This is a genomic window from Burkholderia sp. Bp9090 (genome assembly GCF_003857985.1).
Lineage (GTDB): Bacteria > Pseudomonadota > Gammaproteobacteria > Burkholderiales > Burkholderiaceae > Burkholderia.
In genome coordinates, this window is record NZ_QTPV01000031.1 from 29663 (window position 1) to 44972 (window position 15310).

Below are 15310 nucleotides of genomic sequence, written 5' to 3' on the forward strand. Positions count from 1 at the left end.
ACACCGAACATGAACCAGCAAGCAGAACCGTTCCTGAACACCCTCGACCCGCAGGCCGACGCCGCGCAGGTGCACGTCTCGCGCGCGCACGAATCCGCGCACCTGCACGTGAGCGGGCGCGCGACCTACACCGACGACATCCCGCTCGTCGCGGGCACGCTGCATGCGGCGCTCGGGTTGTCCGCGAAGCCGCACGCGAAGATCGTGTCGATGAACTTCGACGCGGTGCGCGCGACGCCCGGCGTGGTCGCCGTGTTCACGGCCGACGACATCCCCGGCGTCAACGATTGCGGCCCGATCATCCACGACGATCCGGTACTCGCCAAAGGCATCGTGCAGTTCGTCGGCCAGCCGATGTTCATCGTCGTCGCGACGTCGCACGAAACCGCGCGGCTCGCCGCGCGCCGCGCGCAGGTCGACTACGAGGAGCTGCCCGCGATCCTGACCGCGCAGGAAGCGCGGCAGGCCGAAACCTATGTGATCCCGCCGCTGAAACTCGCGCGCGGCGACGCGGCCGCGCGGCTCGCCGCCGCGCCGCATCGCGAGTCGGGCGAGATGCTGCTCGGCGGCCAGGAGCAGTTCTACCTGGAAGGGCAGATCGCGTACGCGGTGCCGAAGGACGACGACGGGATGCACGTGTACTGCTCGACGCAGCACCCGAGCGAGATGCAGCACCTCGTCGCGCACGTGCTCGGCGTCGCGTCGCACAACGTGCTGGTCGAATGCCGCCGGATGGGCGGCGGGTTCGGCGGCAAGGAATCGCAGTCGGGCCTGTTCGCATGCTGCGCGGCGCTCGCCGCGTGGAAGCTGCTGTGCCCGGTGAAGCTGCGTCCGGACCGCGACGACGACATGATGATCACCGGCAAGCGACACGACTTCCATTACCGCTTCGACGTCGGCTACGACGACGACGGCCGCCTCGACGGCGTCGCGCTCGACATGACGTCGCGCTGCGGCTTCTCGGCGGACCTGTCGGGCCCGGTGATGACGCGCGCGGTGTGCCACTTCGACAACGCGTACTGGCTCGGCGACGTCGACATCGCCGGCTACTGCGGCAAGACCAACACGCAGTCGAACACCGCGTTCCGCGGCTTCGGCGGCCCGCAGGGCGCGTTCGCAATCGAATACATCCTCGACGACGTCGCGCGCGCGCTCGGCCGCGATCCGCTCGACGTGCGCTACGCGAACCTGTACGGCAAGACCGAGCGCAACGTGACGCCTTACGGGCAGACGGTCGAGGACAACGTGCTGCACGAACTGCTCGGCGAACTCGAGTCGACGAGCGACTACCGCGCGCGGCGCGCGGGCGTGCGCGAATTCAACGCACGCAACACGGTGCTGAAGAAGGGCATCGCGCTCACGCCGGTGAAGTTCGGCATCGCGTTCAACGTCACGCACTTCAACCAGGCGGGCGCGCTGGTGCACATCTACACCGACGGCTCGGTGCTCGTGAACCACGGCGGCACGGAGATGGGGCAGGGGCTCAACACGAAGGTCGCGCAGGTCGTCGCGCACGAGCTCGGCATCCGCTTCGGCCGGATCCGCGTGACGGCGACCGACACGAGCAAGGTCGCGAACACGTCCGCGACGGCCGCGTCGACGGGCTCCGACCTGAACGGCAAGGCCGCGCAGGACGCGGCGCGCCAGCTGCGCGGGCGCCTCGCGGCGTTCGCGGCGAAGCAGTTCGGCGACGGCAAGGTCGATGCGGCCGACGTGAAGTTCGGCAACGACTTCGTGTGGATCGGCGGCGCGAGCGTGCCGTTCGGCGAGGTGATCGCGAAGGCGTATCTCGCGCGCGTGCAGCTGTGGTCCGACGGCTTCTACGCGACGCCGAAGCTGTACTGGGATCAGTCGAAGCTGCAGGGCCGGCCGTTCTACTACTACTCGTACGGCGCGGCCGTGTCGGAGGTCGTGATCGACACGCTGACGGGCGAGATGCGCACGCTGCGCGTCGACGCGCTGCACGACGTGGGCGCATCGCTGAACCCGGCGCTCGACATCGGCCAGGTCGAAGGCGCGTTCATCCAGGGAATGGGTTGGCTCACGACCGAGGAGCTGTGGTGGAACAAGGGCGGCAAGCTGATGACGCATGCGCCGTCCACGTACAAGATCCCGACGGTCAACGACACGCCGCCCGAATTCAACGTGCGGCTGTTCCAGAACCGCAACGTCGAGGACAGCATCCATCGTTCGAAGGCCGTCGGCGAACCGCCGCTGCTGCTGCCGTTCTCGGTGTTCTTCGCGGTGCGCGACGCGATTGCGGCGGTCGGCGACTACCGGGTGAATCCGCCGCTCGACGCGCCGGCCACCGGCGAGTCGATCCTGCGCGCGATCACTGCGGTGCGTGCTGCGCGCGCCGGTCAGGCAGGTTGAGATGAACGGGCCTGCACGTTCGTTTCGCACCGCGACGACCCCGGCATTCGCGCAGGGTACCGGCCAGCGCAACCGCGCGACCGGTACGTCCGCGCCGATGCACATCGTGCTGTTCGGCGCGGGGCACGTCGGCCATGCGCTCGTCACGCTGCTCGGCGCATTGCCGTGCGTCGTGCAGTGGGTCGATACGCGCGACGAGCTGTTCCCGGACGAATGTCCGCCGAACGTGCAGCCGGAGCCGACCGACATACCCGAGGCCGTCGTCGACGCGGCGCCGCCCGGCGCGTACTTCCTCGTGATGACGCACAACCACGCGCTCGACTTCTCGCTCGCCGCGCAGATCATGCGGCGGCGCGACTTCGCGTACTTCGGGATGATCGGTTCGCGTACCAAGCGCGTGAAGTTCGAGCGCCGGCTCGCCGCGCGCGGCGTCGATCCGGCGCGGCTCACCGAGATGGTGTGTCCGATCGGCGTCGCGGGCATCGTCGACAAGGCGCCCGGTGCGATCGCGGTGGCCGTCTGCGCGGAACTGCTGCAGGCCCGCTCGGGCATGCCGGTGGCCGATGCGAAGGCGGCCGCGGCGGGGCGCTTGCGCGACGACGCGCGTTGCGCGCGGTAACGATCAGGGGCGGCACGCCCGACCCACGTCCGCGCGTTTTTGCCTACACTGCACGGATCGCGCGGCAGCGGGCCGCGCGTTCTTTCGTGCAGGTACCATGTCCGATCATCAGGTCTATCTCGATGCGCTCGATGCGAGCCTCGTCGTCATCGAGCGCTGGCTGTCCGGCGCCGATACTTCACCCGCGGCGCTCGATGCGCTGCTCGCGCCTTTCTCCGCCGAATTCACGATGATCATGACCGACGGTCGCGCGTTCGACCGCGACGACACGCGCGCGCTGTTCGCGAAGCTCGGCGGCGCGAAGCCGGGGCTGCGCATCACACTGTCGGACATCCGCGTGCTCGCGGCAGACGCGTCGCATGCGGTGCTCACCTATCTCGAAGCGCAGCAGGCGGCGTCGGGCGAACTGCCCGCGCGTCGCGCGACCGCCGTGTTCGCGCGCGACGCGGCAGGCGTCGTGCGCTGGACCCATCTGCAGGAAACCTTCTGCACGGCCTGAGCGGCCGCGCCGCGTGATCGTGCGCGGGCGATTCCGCGCGGGTTGAGCGCCGCTTCAGCGCTTGCGGCCGCGTGCGGCCGTCAGCTCGTCGGACACGCTCTGCGTCAGCGCACACAGCCACGCGATGTCGGTCGGGCGATCGGGGTGCGGGTGCGTGAGCAGGTAGCTCTTGATGCGCGGGAACGGCACGGGCGGCGCGACGACGACGAGCGGCAGCAGCTGCGCGTAGTGCGTCGCGAAGCGGCGCGTCGTCGTGAAGATCAGGTCCGACTGCAGCAGCACCTGCGGCACGATGCCGAAGTACGGCAGCGTCGTCACGATCCGTCGCGTGAGACGGGCGCGGGCGAGGCCGATCTCGATCGCGTTGCGCTTGTCGCCGGTGTACGGCGTCGGCGCGACGTGCGCGGCCGACGCGTACGCTTCGCGCGTGAGCGGTTCGCGGGCGAGCGGATGCGCGTCGCGCATCAGGCACACGATCGTGTCGGAGAACAGGTCCTGGCGCGCAAACCGCGGGTCGGGCTTCGGCCAGTTGCCGATCACGAGATCGAGCGCGCCCGATTCGAGCGCCTCCGCGTGATCGAGCGCGGGATTCAATGAGTCGATTTCCAGATGCGCATGCGGCGCCGCGTCGCGAAAGCGCTCGATCAGCGTCGGCATGAAGAAATCGTTCAGGTAGTCGGGCGCGGCCACGCGGAACGTGCGCCGCGCGGACGATGGATCGAAGTCGCCGTGCGGCGTCGCGATGAAGTCGACCTCGCGCAGCGCGCGCGACGCGGCACCGAGCAGCGACGCGCCGTACTCGGTCGGCACCATCCCGGATTTGCCGCGCACGAGAATCGGGTCGTTCAGCGTCTCGCGCAGCTTGCGCAGCGCGGTGCTGATCGCGGGCTGGGTCTGGTTCAGGCGCAGCGCGGCCTGCGTGACGCTGCGCTCGAGCAGCAGCGTGCGCAATACGCGCACGAGCCAGATATCGAGCGAGGCGGTACGATCGTCGTCTTCCATCGGCGAGCGGTGTTCGGGAGAAGCGTAACCTTACCGCAGCCGCACGTTGCCGTGCGTGATACCGGCCATCACGTGCGCCCCTTCGGCAGCACGCTGATCCGCTTGACCTCGCGCGACTCGAGCCAGTTCGGCGTGCGCGCGCAGTACAGCACCATCGGCAGCGCGTCCTCGCCCCAGAACAGCTGCTGGTTCATCCAGAAGGTCGGTACGCCGAACACGCCGAGCGCGATCGCGTCGTCGGTGTTGCGGCGCAACTGCGCGCTCGTCTCCTCGAATTCGATCAGCTCGTCGCCATGCCCGACGCCGACGCGCTCGCACAGCGCCGCGAACCCGTCCGGCGTCGACGGATCGTTGCCGTCGTGCCAGATGAAGCGGAACATTTCCAGCACGGTCGCGATGTCGGCGCGCAGCGCGATCGCGAGGCGCAGCACCTTGTCGGAGTCGAACGGATGCGCGGGCGGCATCTTGAAGCGGATGCCGAGCTGTTCGGCGCGAAACAGCGCGTGGCGGTACGTGAACACGCGCTTGGCCGGCACGTCGGCGCTCGGGCGCTGCCCCCAGTGGCGCTGCAGGTCGGGCAGCGACACGGCGACGGGGTCGAACGGCACGTCGGGCCACTTGTCGTGCTGTTCGAGCAGCAGGTAGGAGAACGGCGACACGAAGTCGAAGAACCAGGCAGGCTGGGCAGTGTCGAGGCCGGTTGTCATGGCGATCTCCAGAGGGTGGGGCGTGCGCGCCTGGCGGCGGCCTTCATGTTACGTTGCGGCGCGCGGATGCAACCGCGCGGATGCAGCAATGATCGCGGATCGGCCGCTCATGCGGAACCGGGAGTCGCCCGGGGGGGCTCGCCGGCCGGCGCCGCGGCGCCGCCGCGCGCCGCTGCACGGCCGCCGGCGCCGGGTGTGCCCGGCGTGCCCGATGCGACGTCGTGATCGTGCGCGGTGAGCCGCTCGCGCACGAAGCCGATGTGCTCGCGCAGCACGTAGAACTGCCCCGCGTACGCAAGCGGCATCTTCATCCGGTTCACGGCTTCCTCGATATCGTCGAGTTCGTCGAGCAGCTGGACGCGCTCTTCGGCCGTATGCTCGCCGAGCGCGCGGCGCTCGAGCGCGATCAGCGCGCCGTACCAGCGGTAGATGCGCGAACGCACGCGCCAGCCGTACAGCGACGGCACCAGCCGCAACCCGGGGATCAGCACGACGATCAGCGGCACCACGACGACGAGCAGCCGGTCGACGAGACTCGCGACCCAGAACGGCAGCCGCCGGTACAGGAACGACTTGCCCGACTTGTAATAGCGCCCCGCGTCGTCGGACAGCGGGAAGCCGCGCGTGACGGCCGACGGGAATTCGCCCGCGTGCTGCAGGATCGTCGCGTGGCCGTGCACTTCGCGCGCGGCCTCGATCAGCAGGTCGGACAGCGCGGGGTGCAGCGTATCGCGCGCGACCAGCTCGATCGTCGGCGCGACCGTGTGGATGTCGGCGGGCGGCAGGTTGAGGCCGAGATCATAGACGCCCATCGGCAGCGTGATCGCGGTCAGGTACGGAAAGCGCCGCGCGTAGGCCTCGGCTTGCGTGAACGAGTACACGTGCACGCCGGGCGCGCGGAACAGCTTCGCCATCACCGGGATCTGCGTCGAGTCGCCGGACAGGAACGCGGCGTCGATCTTGCCGTCGAGCAGCGCGGCCGCGGCGTCCTCGCCGGCGGTCGGCAGCAGTTCGGTCGAGCCGCCCGGCACGATGCCGTTCATCTTCAGCAGCGCCAGGCTCAATTCGCGCGCGCCGCTGCCTTCCGCGCCGAGCGCGAGCCGCTTGCCCTTGAAGTCGGACAGGCGTGCGACCACCGGCCCGCGGTACATGATCGCGAGCGGCACGTAGCCGATGCTGCCGAGCGAGACCAGGTGTTCATCGCGCTCCTTCGGGCCGATGCCGCTCTGCACGAAGCCGACGCCGACCGGCGCGTCCGGATTCGACAGCCGCGCGAGGTTCTGCGCGGATCCTTCGGATGACTGGACGTCGAGCGTGACGCCGTTCTTCGCGAGGATCGCCTTGTATTTCTGCGCGGCGTTCCAGTAGGTGCTGCCGGGCGGGCCGGACGAAATCACGAGCGTGGACGGCGGCGCCGGCTGGATCAGCTTGACCGCGAACCAGACCGCCGCGACCGCGAGTAGCACGGTGGGGCCGATCGACAGCGCGAGGTCGCGCCACGACACCGCGACGAAGCGGGCGAGGATGCGGCGGGGCGGGCGGGGGCGGGCTGGCTTCATGGAGTCGGCGGATGACACGGGCGTGACGCAGCGATGACGGCCGTCGCGGACAAGGCACGCGATGCGCGTTCTGGCGGCGATGGTACCCGGTTTCGCCCGGCGTGCGCGAGTCCGGCGCCGTCGCGCGGCGGCGGACACGGGCGCGCGCGGGCGGATGGCGGGCGGCCACGCGTCAAAAGCTTTGCGCTTCGGCTGGCGCTGGATTACATTGTGCGACGCAGCCGCGCCCGATTCGCGCACGACCCGGCACGTTATGAGACCGGGCGCGCCCGGCCGGCGGCTGTCCGGCCCGGCCGGCCCGCATTCGCGCGCGCCGGCCGCCGGCCCGTGTCGCCTCTCTCGCATCGCCGTGGAAATCATCGGCCGTCCCGCCCGTTCGCGCGCGGGCCGGCTGCCTTTGGGGGTATCCGGCCGTACTGTGCACGGCCGTTCCGGAGTTACAAGGAGATAGCATGAAGTCGATCGTGTTGAGAGCGTTGGGTGTTGCGGCCGTGGCGGCCTGTCTGACGGGCAGCGTGTACGCGCAGTCGAGCGATGCGGCGGCCACCGAAGCGCCGGCCGCGGCAGCGAGCTCGCCGAAGGCGGCGGCCAAGACCGCGAAGAAGGCCAACCGCCAGCTCGGCTATGCGGTGCGCAAGGCCATTACGAAGGCAGGCGGCATCGACGTGGCGAACATCGTCGTGCGCTCGAAGGGCGGCGCGATCTCGCTGGAGGGCACGGTGCCCGACCAGGCACAGATCGACAAGGCGGAAGAGGCGGCGAAGGGCGTGAAGGGCGTGACGTCGGTCACGAACAAGCTGACGGTTCAGCAGCAATGATGCCGGGCGGCGGCGCGCCAGCGCCGCGCGCCCGCTTTCACGCGGGCCCCGGCGTGCCGGGGCCCGTTTGCACTTTTGAATGCCCCCCGGGCCCGCCGCTTCGCGCCAGGCCCCGGAGCGGGCGTCCCCCAAGGAAACTTCCTTCGGGGCGGAAAACCTTGGGCGGCCCGGCGTTTTCCCGACAGGCCGCGAGCCGCGCACGACGCAGCGGCGCACCGATAACGATATCGAGAGGGCGGCAATGACAACGCACGGGTGGGGCAGTCGGATTCTTTGGGGCGCGGCGCTGGTCGCGATCACGTTGCTCGGCGCCTGCAACGGCGACGAGTCGTCCGAACGCAACCGGCTGCCCGGGTTCGTGTCCGGCAGCGTGCGCACCACCGCCTACGACGGTACGGGCGACGACCTGCTGACGGCCGGTCTCGGCAAGACGGGCCTCGCCACCGCCACCGCGCCGGCGTTCGCGAATCCGTCGCGGCCGACGAGCGCCGAGCTGCGCCGGCTCGCGATCTGGTCGAACTACCGCGCGCTCGTCGACATGAGCGCCAACGGCGGCTACGGCCGCTTCTGGGGACCGAACGTCGACCTCGACGGCAACGACACGCTCGGCGAAGGCAAGATTCCCGGCACCGAATATCTCGCGTATTCCGACGACGGCAGCGGCCGCAAGAACGTGACGCTGCTCGTGCAGGTGCCCGCGAGCTTCGATCCCGCGCAGCCGTGCATCGTCACCGCGACGTCGTCCGGTTCGCGCGGCGTGTACGGCGCGATCTCGGCGGCCGGCGAGTGGGGCCTCAAGCGCGGCTGTGCGGTCGCGTACAACGACAAGGGCGGCGGCAACGGCGCGCACGAGCTCGGCACCGACACGATCACGCTGATCGACGGCACGCTCGCCGACGCGGTGCTCGCCGGCAATGCGAGTCTCTTTACCGCCAATGTGACGAGCAGCGACCTGGCCGCGTTCAACAGCCGCTTCCCGAATCGCTACGCGTTCAAGCACGCGCATTCGCAACAGAATCCGGAGCAGGACTGGGGACACGCGACGCTGCAGGCGGTCGAATTCGCGTACTGGGCGCTCAACGAACAGTTCGGGCCGCTCGTCGACGGCTCGCATCACGGCGTGCGCTACCGCCCGGGCGACATCACGACGATCGCCGCGTCCGTCAGCAACGGCGGCGGCGCGGCGCTCGCGGCGGCCGAGCAGGACACGCGCCGCTGGATTACCGCGGTCGTGGTCGGCGAGCCGCAAGTCAACGTGCGGATGGCGCCGAACGCGGTCGTGCGCGAGGGCGGCCAGCCGGTGCCGTCGTTCGGCCGGCCGCTGGCCGACTACGCGACGCTCGCGAACCTGCTGGAGCCGTGTGCGGCCGCGTCGTCGTCGCTCGCGGGCGCGCCGTACCTGAGCGCGCTGCCGGCCGCCACCACGCAGTCGATCCGCACGCAGCGCTGCGCGACGCTCGCCGCGGCCGGGTTCGTGTCGGGGGCCGATACGCAGAGCCAGGCCGCCGACGCGCTCGCGCAACTGCACGCGGCCGGCTATCTCGCGGATTCCGACCTGCTGCAGGCGCCGATGTGGGATTCGCAGGCGATTCCGGCGATCGCGGTCACCTATGCGAACGCGTACACGCGCTCGCGCGTGACCGACAACCTGTGCAATTTCAGCTTCGCGACCACCAATGCGGCGACGGGCGCGGTGGCGCCGCCCGCCGCCTCGCCGATGCCGGCCGTGTTCGGCCTCGGCAACGGCGTGCCGCCGACGGCAGGCGTCAATCTCGTGTTCAACACCGGCGCGGGTGTCGACCACCGGCTCGCGACGCCCGACGCGAGTTTCGCGGGCGCGCTGTGCCTGCGCCAGCTGTGGACCAACGGGATGCTCGACATGCCGGCGAACGTCGATGCGGTGCGCGTGAACGCGAACCTGCAGGGCAAGCCGGCGATCATCGTGCAAGGCCGCAGCGACGCGCTCGTGCCCGTGAATCACGCGTCGCGCGCGTACGTCGCGCAGAACGGCATCAGTGAAGGCGGCCGCAGCCAGCTCGTGTTCTACGAGGTGACGAACGGGCAGCACTTCGATGCGTTCCTGCCCGTCGCGGGCTTCGACACGCGCTTCGTGCCGGTCCACTACTACAACCTGCAGGCGCTGAACCTGATGTGGCGGCACCTGAAGAACGGTGCCGCGCTGCCGCCGTCACAGGTGGTCCGCACGCTGCCGCGCGGCGGCACGCCGGGCGCCGCGCCGGCGCTGACGAGCGCGAACCTGCCGCCGATCTCGGCGTCCCCCGGCGCGAACGCGATCACGGCCGGCGCGGGCGCGATCGATGTGCCGCTCTGACGGCACCCGCCCCACCGCGATACGGAAGCCGGACGCTCGTCCGGCTTTTTTATTTTCAGCGTCTGGAATCGGTCCCGCATTGCCCTTGGTCCGAATGGCATGCGCTGTAACAAATTATCGCTTTACGGCGGAAAATCCGGAATCTATTATGCGCCGATATTTTAACTTAATTTAATAAATTCCCGTAAAGACAATATTCCTTTCCGTATAGTTAATCGATCCTTTCGATTTTATTAAATCGGCTCGAGTTGCGGTTGGTCGCCCTTTCGCGATTGACCGGCATTTCGTCGAGGGAATCGTTCGTCTGTTCGAAGCGAAGGCGCCTTGTCTGGCGGCCTTTGCAGGGGATGCTTTTGCTTGCGGTTTCTCGCGCGTGCGGATGGCGAGGGCGAATTCGCAGTGCCGCACATTATTGAATCGTCGTTTGCAATGGAATTGATTCCATTGTGCGATCGCGGAATATGGGTGGGGTAAATCATGCCGGTCGGTATTCGCCGATGCGGTAAAAAACTCGGGGTGCATCGCAAAACGAATGCGCTCCCGGTGCGGAGCGCCGGCGCAAATGATCCTTTGCGACCGGCGGTATTTATCGTTCTGTTCGAGAGGCAATAATGACGACACTGAAGTCCTTGAAAGACGGTTTCGCGCTATTTGGAACGACGCTGAGCGTGCCGCTCGCCGCAGCCGCGGCCGCGGCGCTGCTCGTCACGGGATGCGGCGGCGACGACGGGGCGGGCCCGACCGCCGCCACCGCGGCAGCCGCGACGACGTCGAACGGCAGCACGTCGGCCAGCACCAATGCAACGGCCGCCGTCCCGGCCGACCAGCCGTACGTCGACAACGACGTGTACGGCACCGGGCCGAACGACGCGGTCACGGATTCGACCGAAGGGGCCGCGGTCGTGCACCGCCAGGTCACGATCGGCGGCAAGACCGTCCAGTACACGGCCACCACCGGCCACCTGACCACGATCGACCCGATCACGTCGGCGCCGAACGCGAAGATGTTCTACGTCGCGTACACGCAGGACAACCCGGACCCGTCGAAGCCGCGCCCGGTCACGTTCTTCTACAACGGCGGCCCCGGCTCGTCGTCGGTCTACCTGCTGCTCGGCTCGTACGGGCCGAAGCGCCTGCAGTCGTCGTTCCCGAACTTCACGCCGCCGGCCCCGTACAAGCTGCTCGACAATCCGGACAGCCTGCTCGACCGCACCGACCTGGTGTTCATCAACCCGGTCGGCACCGGCTACTCGGCGGCGATCGCCCCGGCGAAGAACAAGGATTTCTGGGGCACCGACCAGGACGCACGCTCGATCGACCGCTTCATCCAGCGCTACCTGACCAAGTACTCGCGCTGGAACTCGCCGAAGTTCCTGTACGGCGAGTCGTACGGCACCGCGCGCAGCGCGGTCGTGTCATGGGTGCTGCATGAGGACGGCATCGACCTGAACGGGATCACGCTGCAGTCGTCGATCCTCGACTATGCGAATGCGCTGTCCGCGCCGGGTACCTTCCCGACGCTCGCGGCCGACGCGTTCTACTGGAAGAAGACGACGCTCAACCCGACGCCGACCGATCTCGACGCATACATGGTGCAGGCCCGCAACTACGCGGACAACACGCTCGCGCCGCTCGCGCAGAAGCCGAACCCGCAGGACGGCGGCTTCGTGAACGTGCGGCTGAACCTGAACCTGCAGACCGCGCAGCAGATGGGTGCGTACATCGGCACGGATCCGACGTCGCTGATCCAGACGTTCGGCAACCCGGCCGCGCTCGGCAACGTGCCGTCGTCGGACGACAACCCGCCGTACACGTTCTTCCTGACGCTCGTGCCGGGCACGCAGATCGGCCAGTACGACGGTCGCGCGAACTTCACGGGCAAGGGCATCGCGCCGTACATCCTGCCGAACTCGGGCAGCAACGATCCGTCGATCACGAACGTCGGCGGCGCGTACACGGTGCTGTGGAACAGCTACATCAACACCGACCTCAAGTACACGTCGACGTCGTCGTTCGTGGACCTGAACGACCAGGTCTTCAACAACTGGGACTTCAGCCACACCGACCCGACCGGCGCGAACCGGGGCGGCGGCAATACGCTGTACACGGCCGGTGACCTCGCGGCGACGATGAGCGTGAACCCGGACCTGAAGGTGCTGTCGGCGAACGGCTATTTCGATGCGGTCACGCCGTTCCACCAGACCGAGCTGACGCTCGCGCAGATGCCGCTCGATCCGACGCTCAAGGCACAGAACCTGACGATCAAGAACTATCCGTCGGGCCACATGATTTACCTGAACGACGCGTCGCGGACCGCGCTGAAGGGCGACCTCGGCAACTTCTACGACGGGATCCTCGCGAACCGTACCGCGCTGCAGCGCGTGCTGAAGCTGCAGGCGCGCACGCAACAGATGAAGCAGCAACAGTTGAAGCAGCAGGGGCAGTAAGGATCGCGAGCGACTTGCGCTGCCCGGCCGTGGGCCGGGCGGCCCGAGTTCGCGAGGCCCCGGATGGACGACAGCCCGATCGGCGCAGGCCGGTCGGGCTGTTTTTTTGCGGCGGGGGAAGCCGGCGGCGCGTGCTGGCCGGTCATGCATCACATCGCGCATGCGGCTCGCGATGCTGTGAGCTTCCACGGTGCCCGTGAGTCGTCGACCGACGGGGCGTTGTCGGGTCCGCGTGAGATTCGCAGCGGCTTGATCCTCGAAAGGGGAATGCATGTCCCTGTATCGAGGGAAATTCTCCACCGACAAATCGTGCCGATCTCTTCCGTCAGGGGCGGGAAGATGGCGGTGTCCGCCGTGGCGGGCGGCCGCTGCGCCGCTTACGCGAGCACGAGCCGCACGCCGACCGCGACGAGCGTCGAGGCGAGCAGGTTGCGCAGCAGCCGCTCGGGCGCGCGCGCCGACAGCAGGCTGCCGAGCACGATGCCGGGCAGCGAGCCGAGCAGCAGCGACAGCAGCATCGACCAGTCGACCGAGCCGAGCAGCCAGTGGCCCATGCCCGCGACGAGCGTGAGCGGCACTGCGTGCGCGATGTCGGAGCCGACGATGCGCGCGGTCGCGAGCAGCGGGTACAGCAGCAACAGCACGGTGACGCCGATCGCGCCGGCGCCGACCGACGTCATCGACACGAGCGCACCGAGCACGGCGCCCGTCAGCACGGTCGACCAGAACGTGCGCGCGGGATTCGGCGGGAGCGGGTTGCGCGCGGCGAGCGCGGTCAACTGCGGGCGGAAGATCAGTGCGAGCGACGTGAGCAGCAGCGCGATGCCGAGCACCAGCTGGATCATTCGCGCGGTGCCGGGCGAGTTCATCCCGTGCGTGTGCAGCACCCACAGCGTGACGGCCGCGGCCGGGACGCTGCCGGCCGCGAGCCGGCCGGTGATGCGCCAGTCGATCGACCCCTTCAGTCCGTGGACGAGGGTGCCGGTGGCCTTGGTCGCGGCCGCGTACAGCAGATCGGTGCCGACCGCCGTCGCGGGGTGGACGCCGAACAGCAGCACGAGGATCGGCGTCATCAGCGAACCGCCGCCGACGCCCGTCAGGCCGACGAGAACGCCGACGAACAGGCCGGACAGGGAGTACAGCAGATCGATATGGGGAAGCGACATCGGAAGCAGGCGGTTATGCGGCGTTCGGCGGCGGCGCGCGGCCGCGGCGCGCGCATCAAAGTCCGCCATTGTCGCAAAAGTGGCGCTTCGGTGTACGACTACGTTAAAAATCGGCCGGGAAGGCCCGCCGGACGGGCCGTTCCCGGCGGGTCAAACGAACGTTTGAACAGGCGCCGGGCCGGGCGGGGTGGCGTGCCGGCGTTGCCGGGTTGCGACGCCGATGGCGGGCCATCGGGTGCGGCGGGGCGGAACTCTCCCCGATTCAGGCCGGACGGCCGTCAATGCATCGCGGGGCCGGCGCCCGCAACGGCGTCCTGGCGGCGGATGCGCAGCGCGAGACCGAGCAGCCCGGCCGCGGCCGCAAATGCGGCGCCGACGGCGAACGCGGCGTGGTAGCCGCCGTTCAGCGCGTCGAGCGGCGAGGCGTGTGCCGCCGCGAGCGCATCGGTGCGCGCGGCCGCGAGGCTCGCGAGCACGGCGAGGCCGAGCGCCCCGCCCATCATGAACGCGGTGTTGACGATGCCCGACGCGAGCCCCGAATCGGCCGGATCGACGTCGCTCATCGCGGCGAGCAGCACCGGATTGAACGCGACGCCCGCGCCGATGCCGAGCAGCGTCATGCCCGGCAGCACGTGCCAGACGAAGCTGCCGTCGGCCGGCGCGCGCGCGAACAGCGCGAGGCCGCACGCCGCGATCAGCAGGCCGGCGGCGATCGGGCCGCGGATGCCGAAACGCATCACGATCCGCGCCGACAGCCCGAGCGAGAACGCGGCCATGATCAGGTTCGCCGGCAGGAACGCGAGCCCGACCTGCAGCGGTCCGTAGCCGAGCACGCGCTGCATGTAGAGCGCGGACAGGAAGAACCACGCGAACATCGCGGCCGCCCACAGCACGCCGATCACGTTCGCGAGCGCGACGTTGCGCGCGGCGAACAGCGTGAGCGGCATCAGCGGATGCGCGACGCGCGCCTCGATCGCGACGAACAGCGCGAGCAGCACGACGGCCGCGCCGATCAGCACGACTGTTTGCGTAGACAGCCAGCCGGCCTCGTTGCCGCCGACGATCCCGTAGACCGCGAGCATCAGCGACGCGGTCACGGTGATCGCGCCCGCGACGTCGAGCCGCGCGGCGCCGGCCGGCGCGCGCAGGCGCGGCAGCAGCGCGACGCACATCGCATAGACGGCGATGCCGATCGGCAGGTTGACGAGGAAGATCCAGTGCCACGACAGCGTGCTCGTCAAGAGCCCGCCGAGTAGCACGCCGATGCTGCCGCCGCCCGCGCAGACGAAACCGTAGACGCCCATCGCGCGCGCCCGTTCGCCCGGCTCGGTGAACAGGTTCATGATCAGCGACAGCGACACGGCCGACACGATCGCGCCGCCGAAGCCCTGCACCGCGCGCGCGGCGATCAGCATCGTCTGCGATTGCGCGAGGCCGCAGGCGAGCGACGCGAGCGTGAACACGACGAGGCCGGCGAGGAACATGCGCCGCTGCCCGTACAGGTCGCCGAGCCGGCCGCCGAGCAGCAGGCAGCCGCCGAACGTCAGCAGGTAGGCGTTGACGACCCACACGAGGGCCGTCTCGGTGAAATGGAGGTCGGTGCTGATCGACGGCAGTGCAACGTTTACGATCGTGCTGTCGAGCACGATCATCAGCACGCCGAGGCAGAGGACGATCAGCGCGTACCAGCGCTTCTCGCCGTGGATCCCGTGGGTCATGGCTGGCAGCCTTCTCTCTGATAGTTATTTGAAAGGCTGAATTGTAGACGTCGTTCGCGTGCGCTTCCTG

General features: G+C 69.1%; 11 protein-coding genes. 6 read left to right on the top strand and 5 right to left on the bottom strand.

Annotated elements, in window-relative coordinates; translation table 11 throughout:
- Positions 1 to 9: 9 nt before the first annotated feature.
- The 3 genes from xdhB to DIE16_RS24675 all read left to right on the top strand — a co-directional run bounded on the left by xdhB (position 10) and on the right by DIE16_RS24675 (position 3491).
- On the top strand, positions 10 to 2373 hold the full coding sequence (xdhB, locus tag DIE16_RS24665) for a xanthine dehydrogenase molybdopterin binding subunit (RefSeq protein ID WP_124893577.1): 2364 nt from the start codon (positions 10 to 12) through the stop codon (positions 2371 to 2373).
- Between the two features lies 1 nt (position 2374).
- A complete protein-coding gene (gene xdhC, locus DIE16_RS24670; protein ID WP_124893578.1) occupies positions 2375 to 2992 on the top strand; it encodes a xanthine dehydrogenase accessory protein XdhC in 618 nt (205 codons plus the stop codon).
- Between the two features lie 97 nt (positions 2993 to 3089).
- Entirely contained in the window at positions 3090 to 3491 is a 402-nt protein-coding gene (locus DIE16_RS24675; RefSeq protein ID WP_044844123.1) for a polyketide cyclase, read from the top strand.
- Positions 3492 to 3545: 54 nt separating this feature from the next.
- On the opposite strand, the gene DIE16_RS24680 is transcribed toward DIE16_RS24675, so the two are convergent.
- The 3 genes from DIE16_RS24680 to DIE16_RS24690 form a co-directional block, all read right to left on the bottom strand.
- Complete coding sequence (locus tag DIE16_RS24680; protein WP_124893579.1) at positions 3546 to 4493, bottom strand: LysR family transcriptional regulator; 948 nt, start codon at positions 4491 to 4493, stop codon at positions 3546 to 3548.
- A 68-nt stretch (positions 4494 to 4561) separates the two neighbouring features.
- Complete coding sequence (locus tag DIE16_RS24685) at positions 4562 to 5200, bottom strand: 2-hydroxychromene-2-carboxylate isomerase (RefSeq protein WP_044844125.1); 639 nt, start codon at positions 5198 to 5200, stop codon at positions 4562 to 4564.
- A 107-nt stretch (positions 5201 to 5307) separates the two neighbouring features.
- Positions 5308 to 6759: a TAXI family TRAP transporter solute-binding subunit gene (locus DIE16_RS24690; protein ID WP_124893580.1), complete on the bottom strand. Its 1452-nt coding sequence runs from the start codon at positions 6757 to 6759 to the stop codon at positions 5308 to 5310.
- 452 nt (positions 6760 to 7211) lie between these two features.
- Between DIE16_RS24690 and DIE16_RS24695 the strand changes: the two genes are divergently transcribed.
- The 3 genes from DIE16_RS24695 to DIE16_RS24710 all read left to right on the top strand — a co-directional run bounded on the left by DIE16_RS24695 (position 7212) and on the right by DIE16_RS24710 (position 12356).
- A complete protein-coding gene (locus DIE16_RS24695) occupies positions 7212 to 7577 on the top strand; it encodes a BON domain-containing protein (protein ID WP_044844127.1) in 366 nt (121 codons plus the stop codon).
- Positions 7578 to 7818: 241 nt separating this feature from the next.
- Positions 7819 to 9909, top strand: a complete 2091-nt coding sequence (locus DIE16_RS24700; protein ID WP_124893581.1) for a D-(-)-3-hydroxybutyrate oligomer hydrolase — start codon at positions 7819 to 7821, stop codon at positions 9907 to 9909.
- Positions 9910 to 10520: 611 nt separating this feature from the next.
- Complete coding sequence (locus tag DIE16_RS24710; protein ID WP_124893582.1) at positions 10521 to 12356, top strand: S10 family peptidase; 1836 nt, start codon at positions 10521 to 10523, stop codon at positions 12354 to 12356.
- A 377-nt stretch (positions 12357 to 12733) separates the two neighbouring features.
- On the opposite strand, the gene DIE16_RS24715 is transcribed toward DIE16_RS24710, so the two are convergent.
- Complete coding sequence (locus DIE16_RS24715; RefSeq protein ID WP_124522827.1) at positions 12734 to 13522, bottom strand: sulfite exporter TauE/SafE family protein; 789 nt, start codon at positions 13520 to 13522, stop codon at positions 12734 to 12736.
- Positions 13523 to 13800: 278 nt separating this feature from the next.
- Positions 13801 to 15240, bottom strand: a complete 1440-nt coding sequence (locus DIE16_RS24720) for a DHA2 family efflux MFS transporter permease subunit (RefSeq protein WP_124488729.1) — start codon at positions 15238 to 15240, stop codon at positions 13801 to 13803.
- Positions 15241 to 15310: the final 70 nt, after the last annotated feature.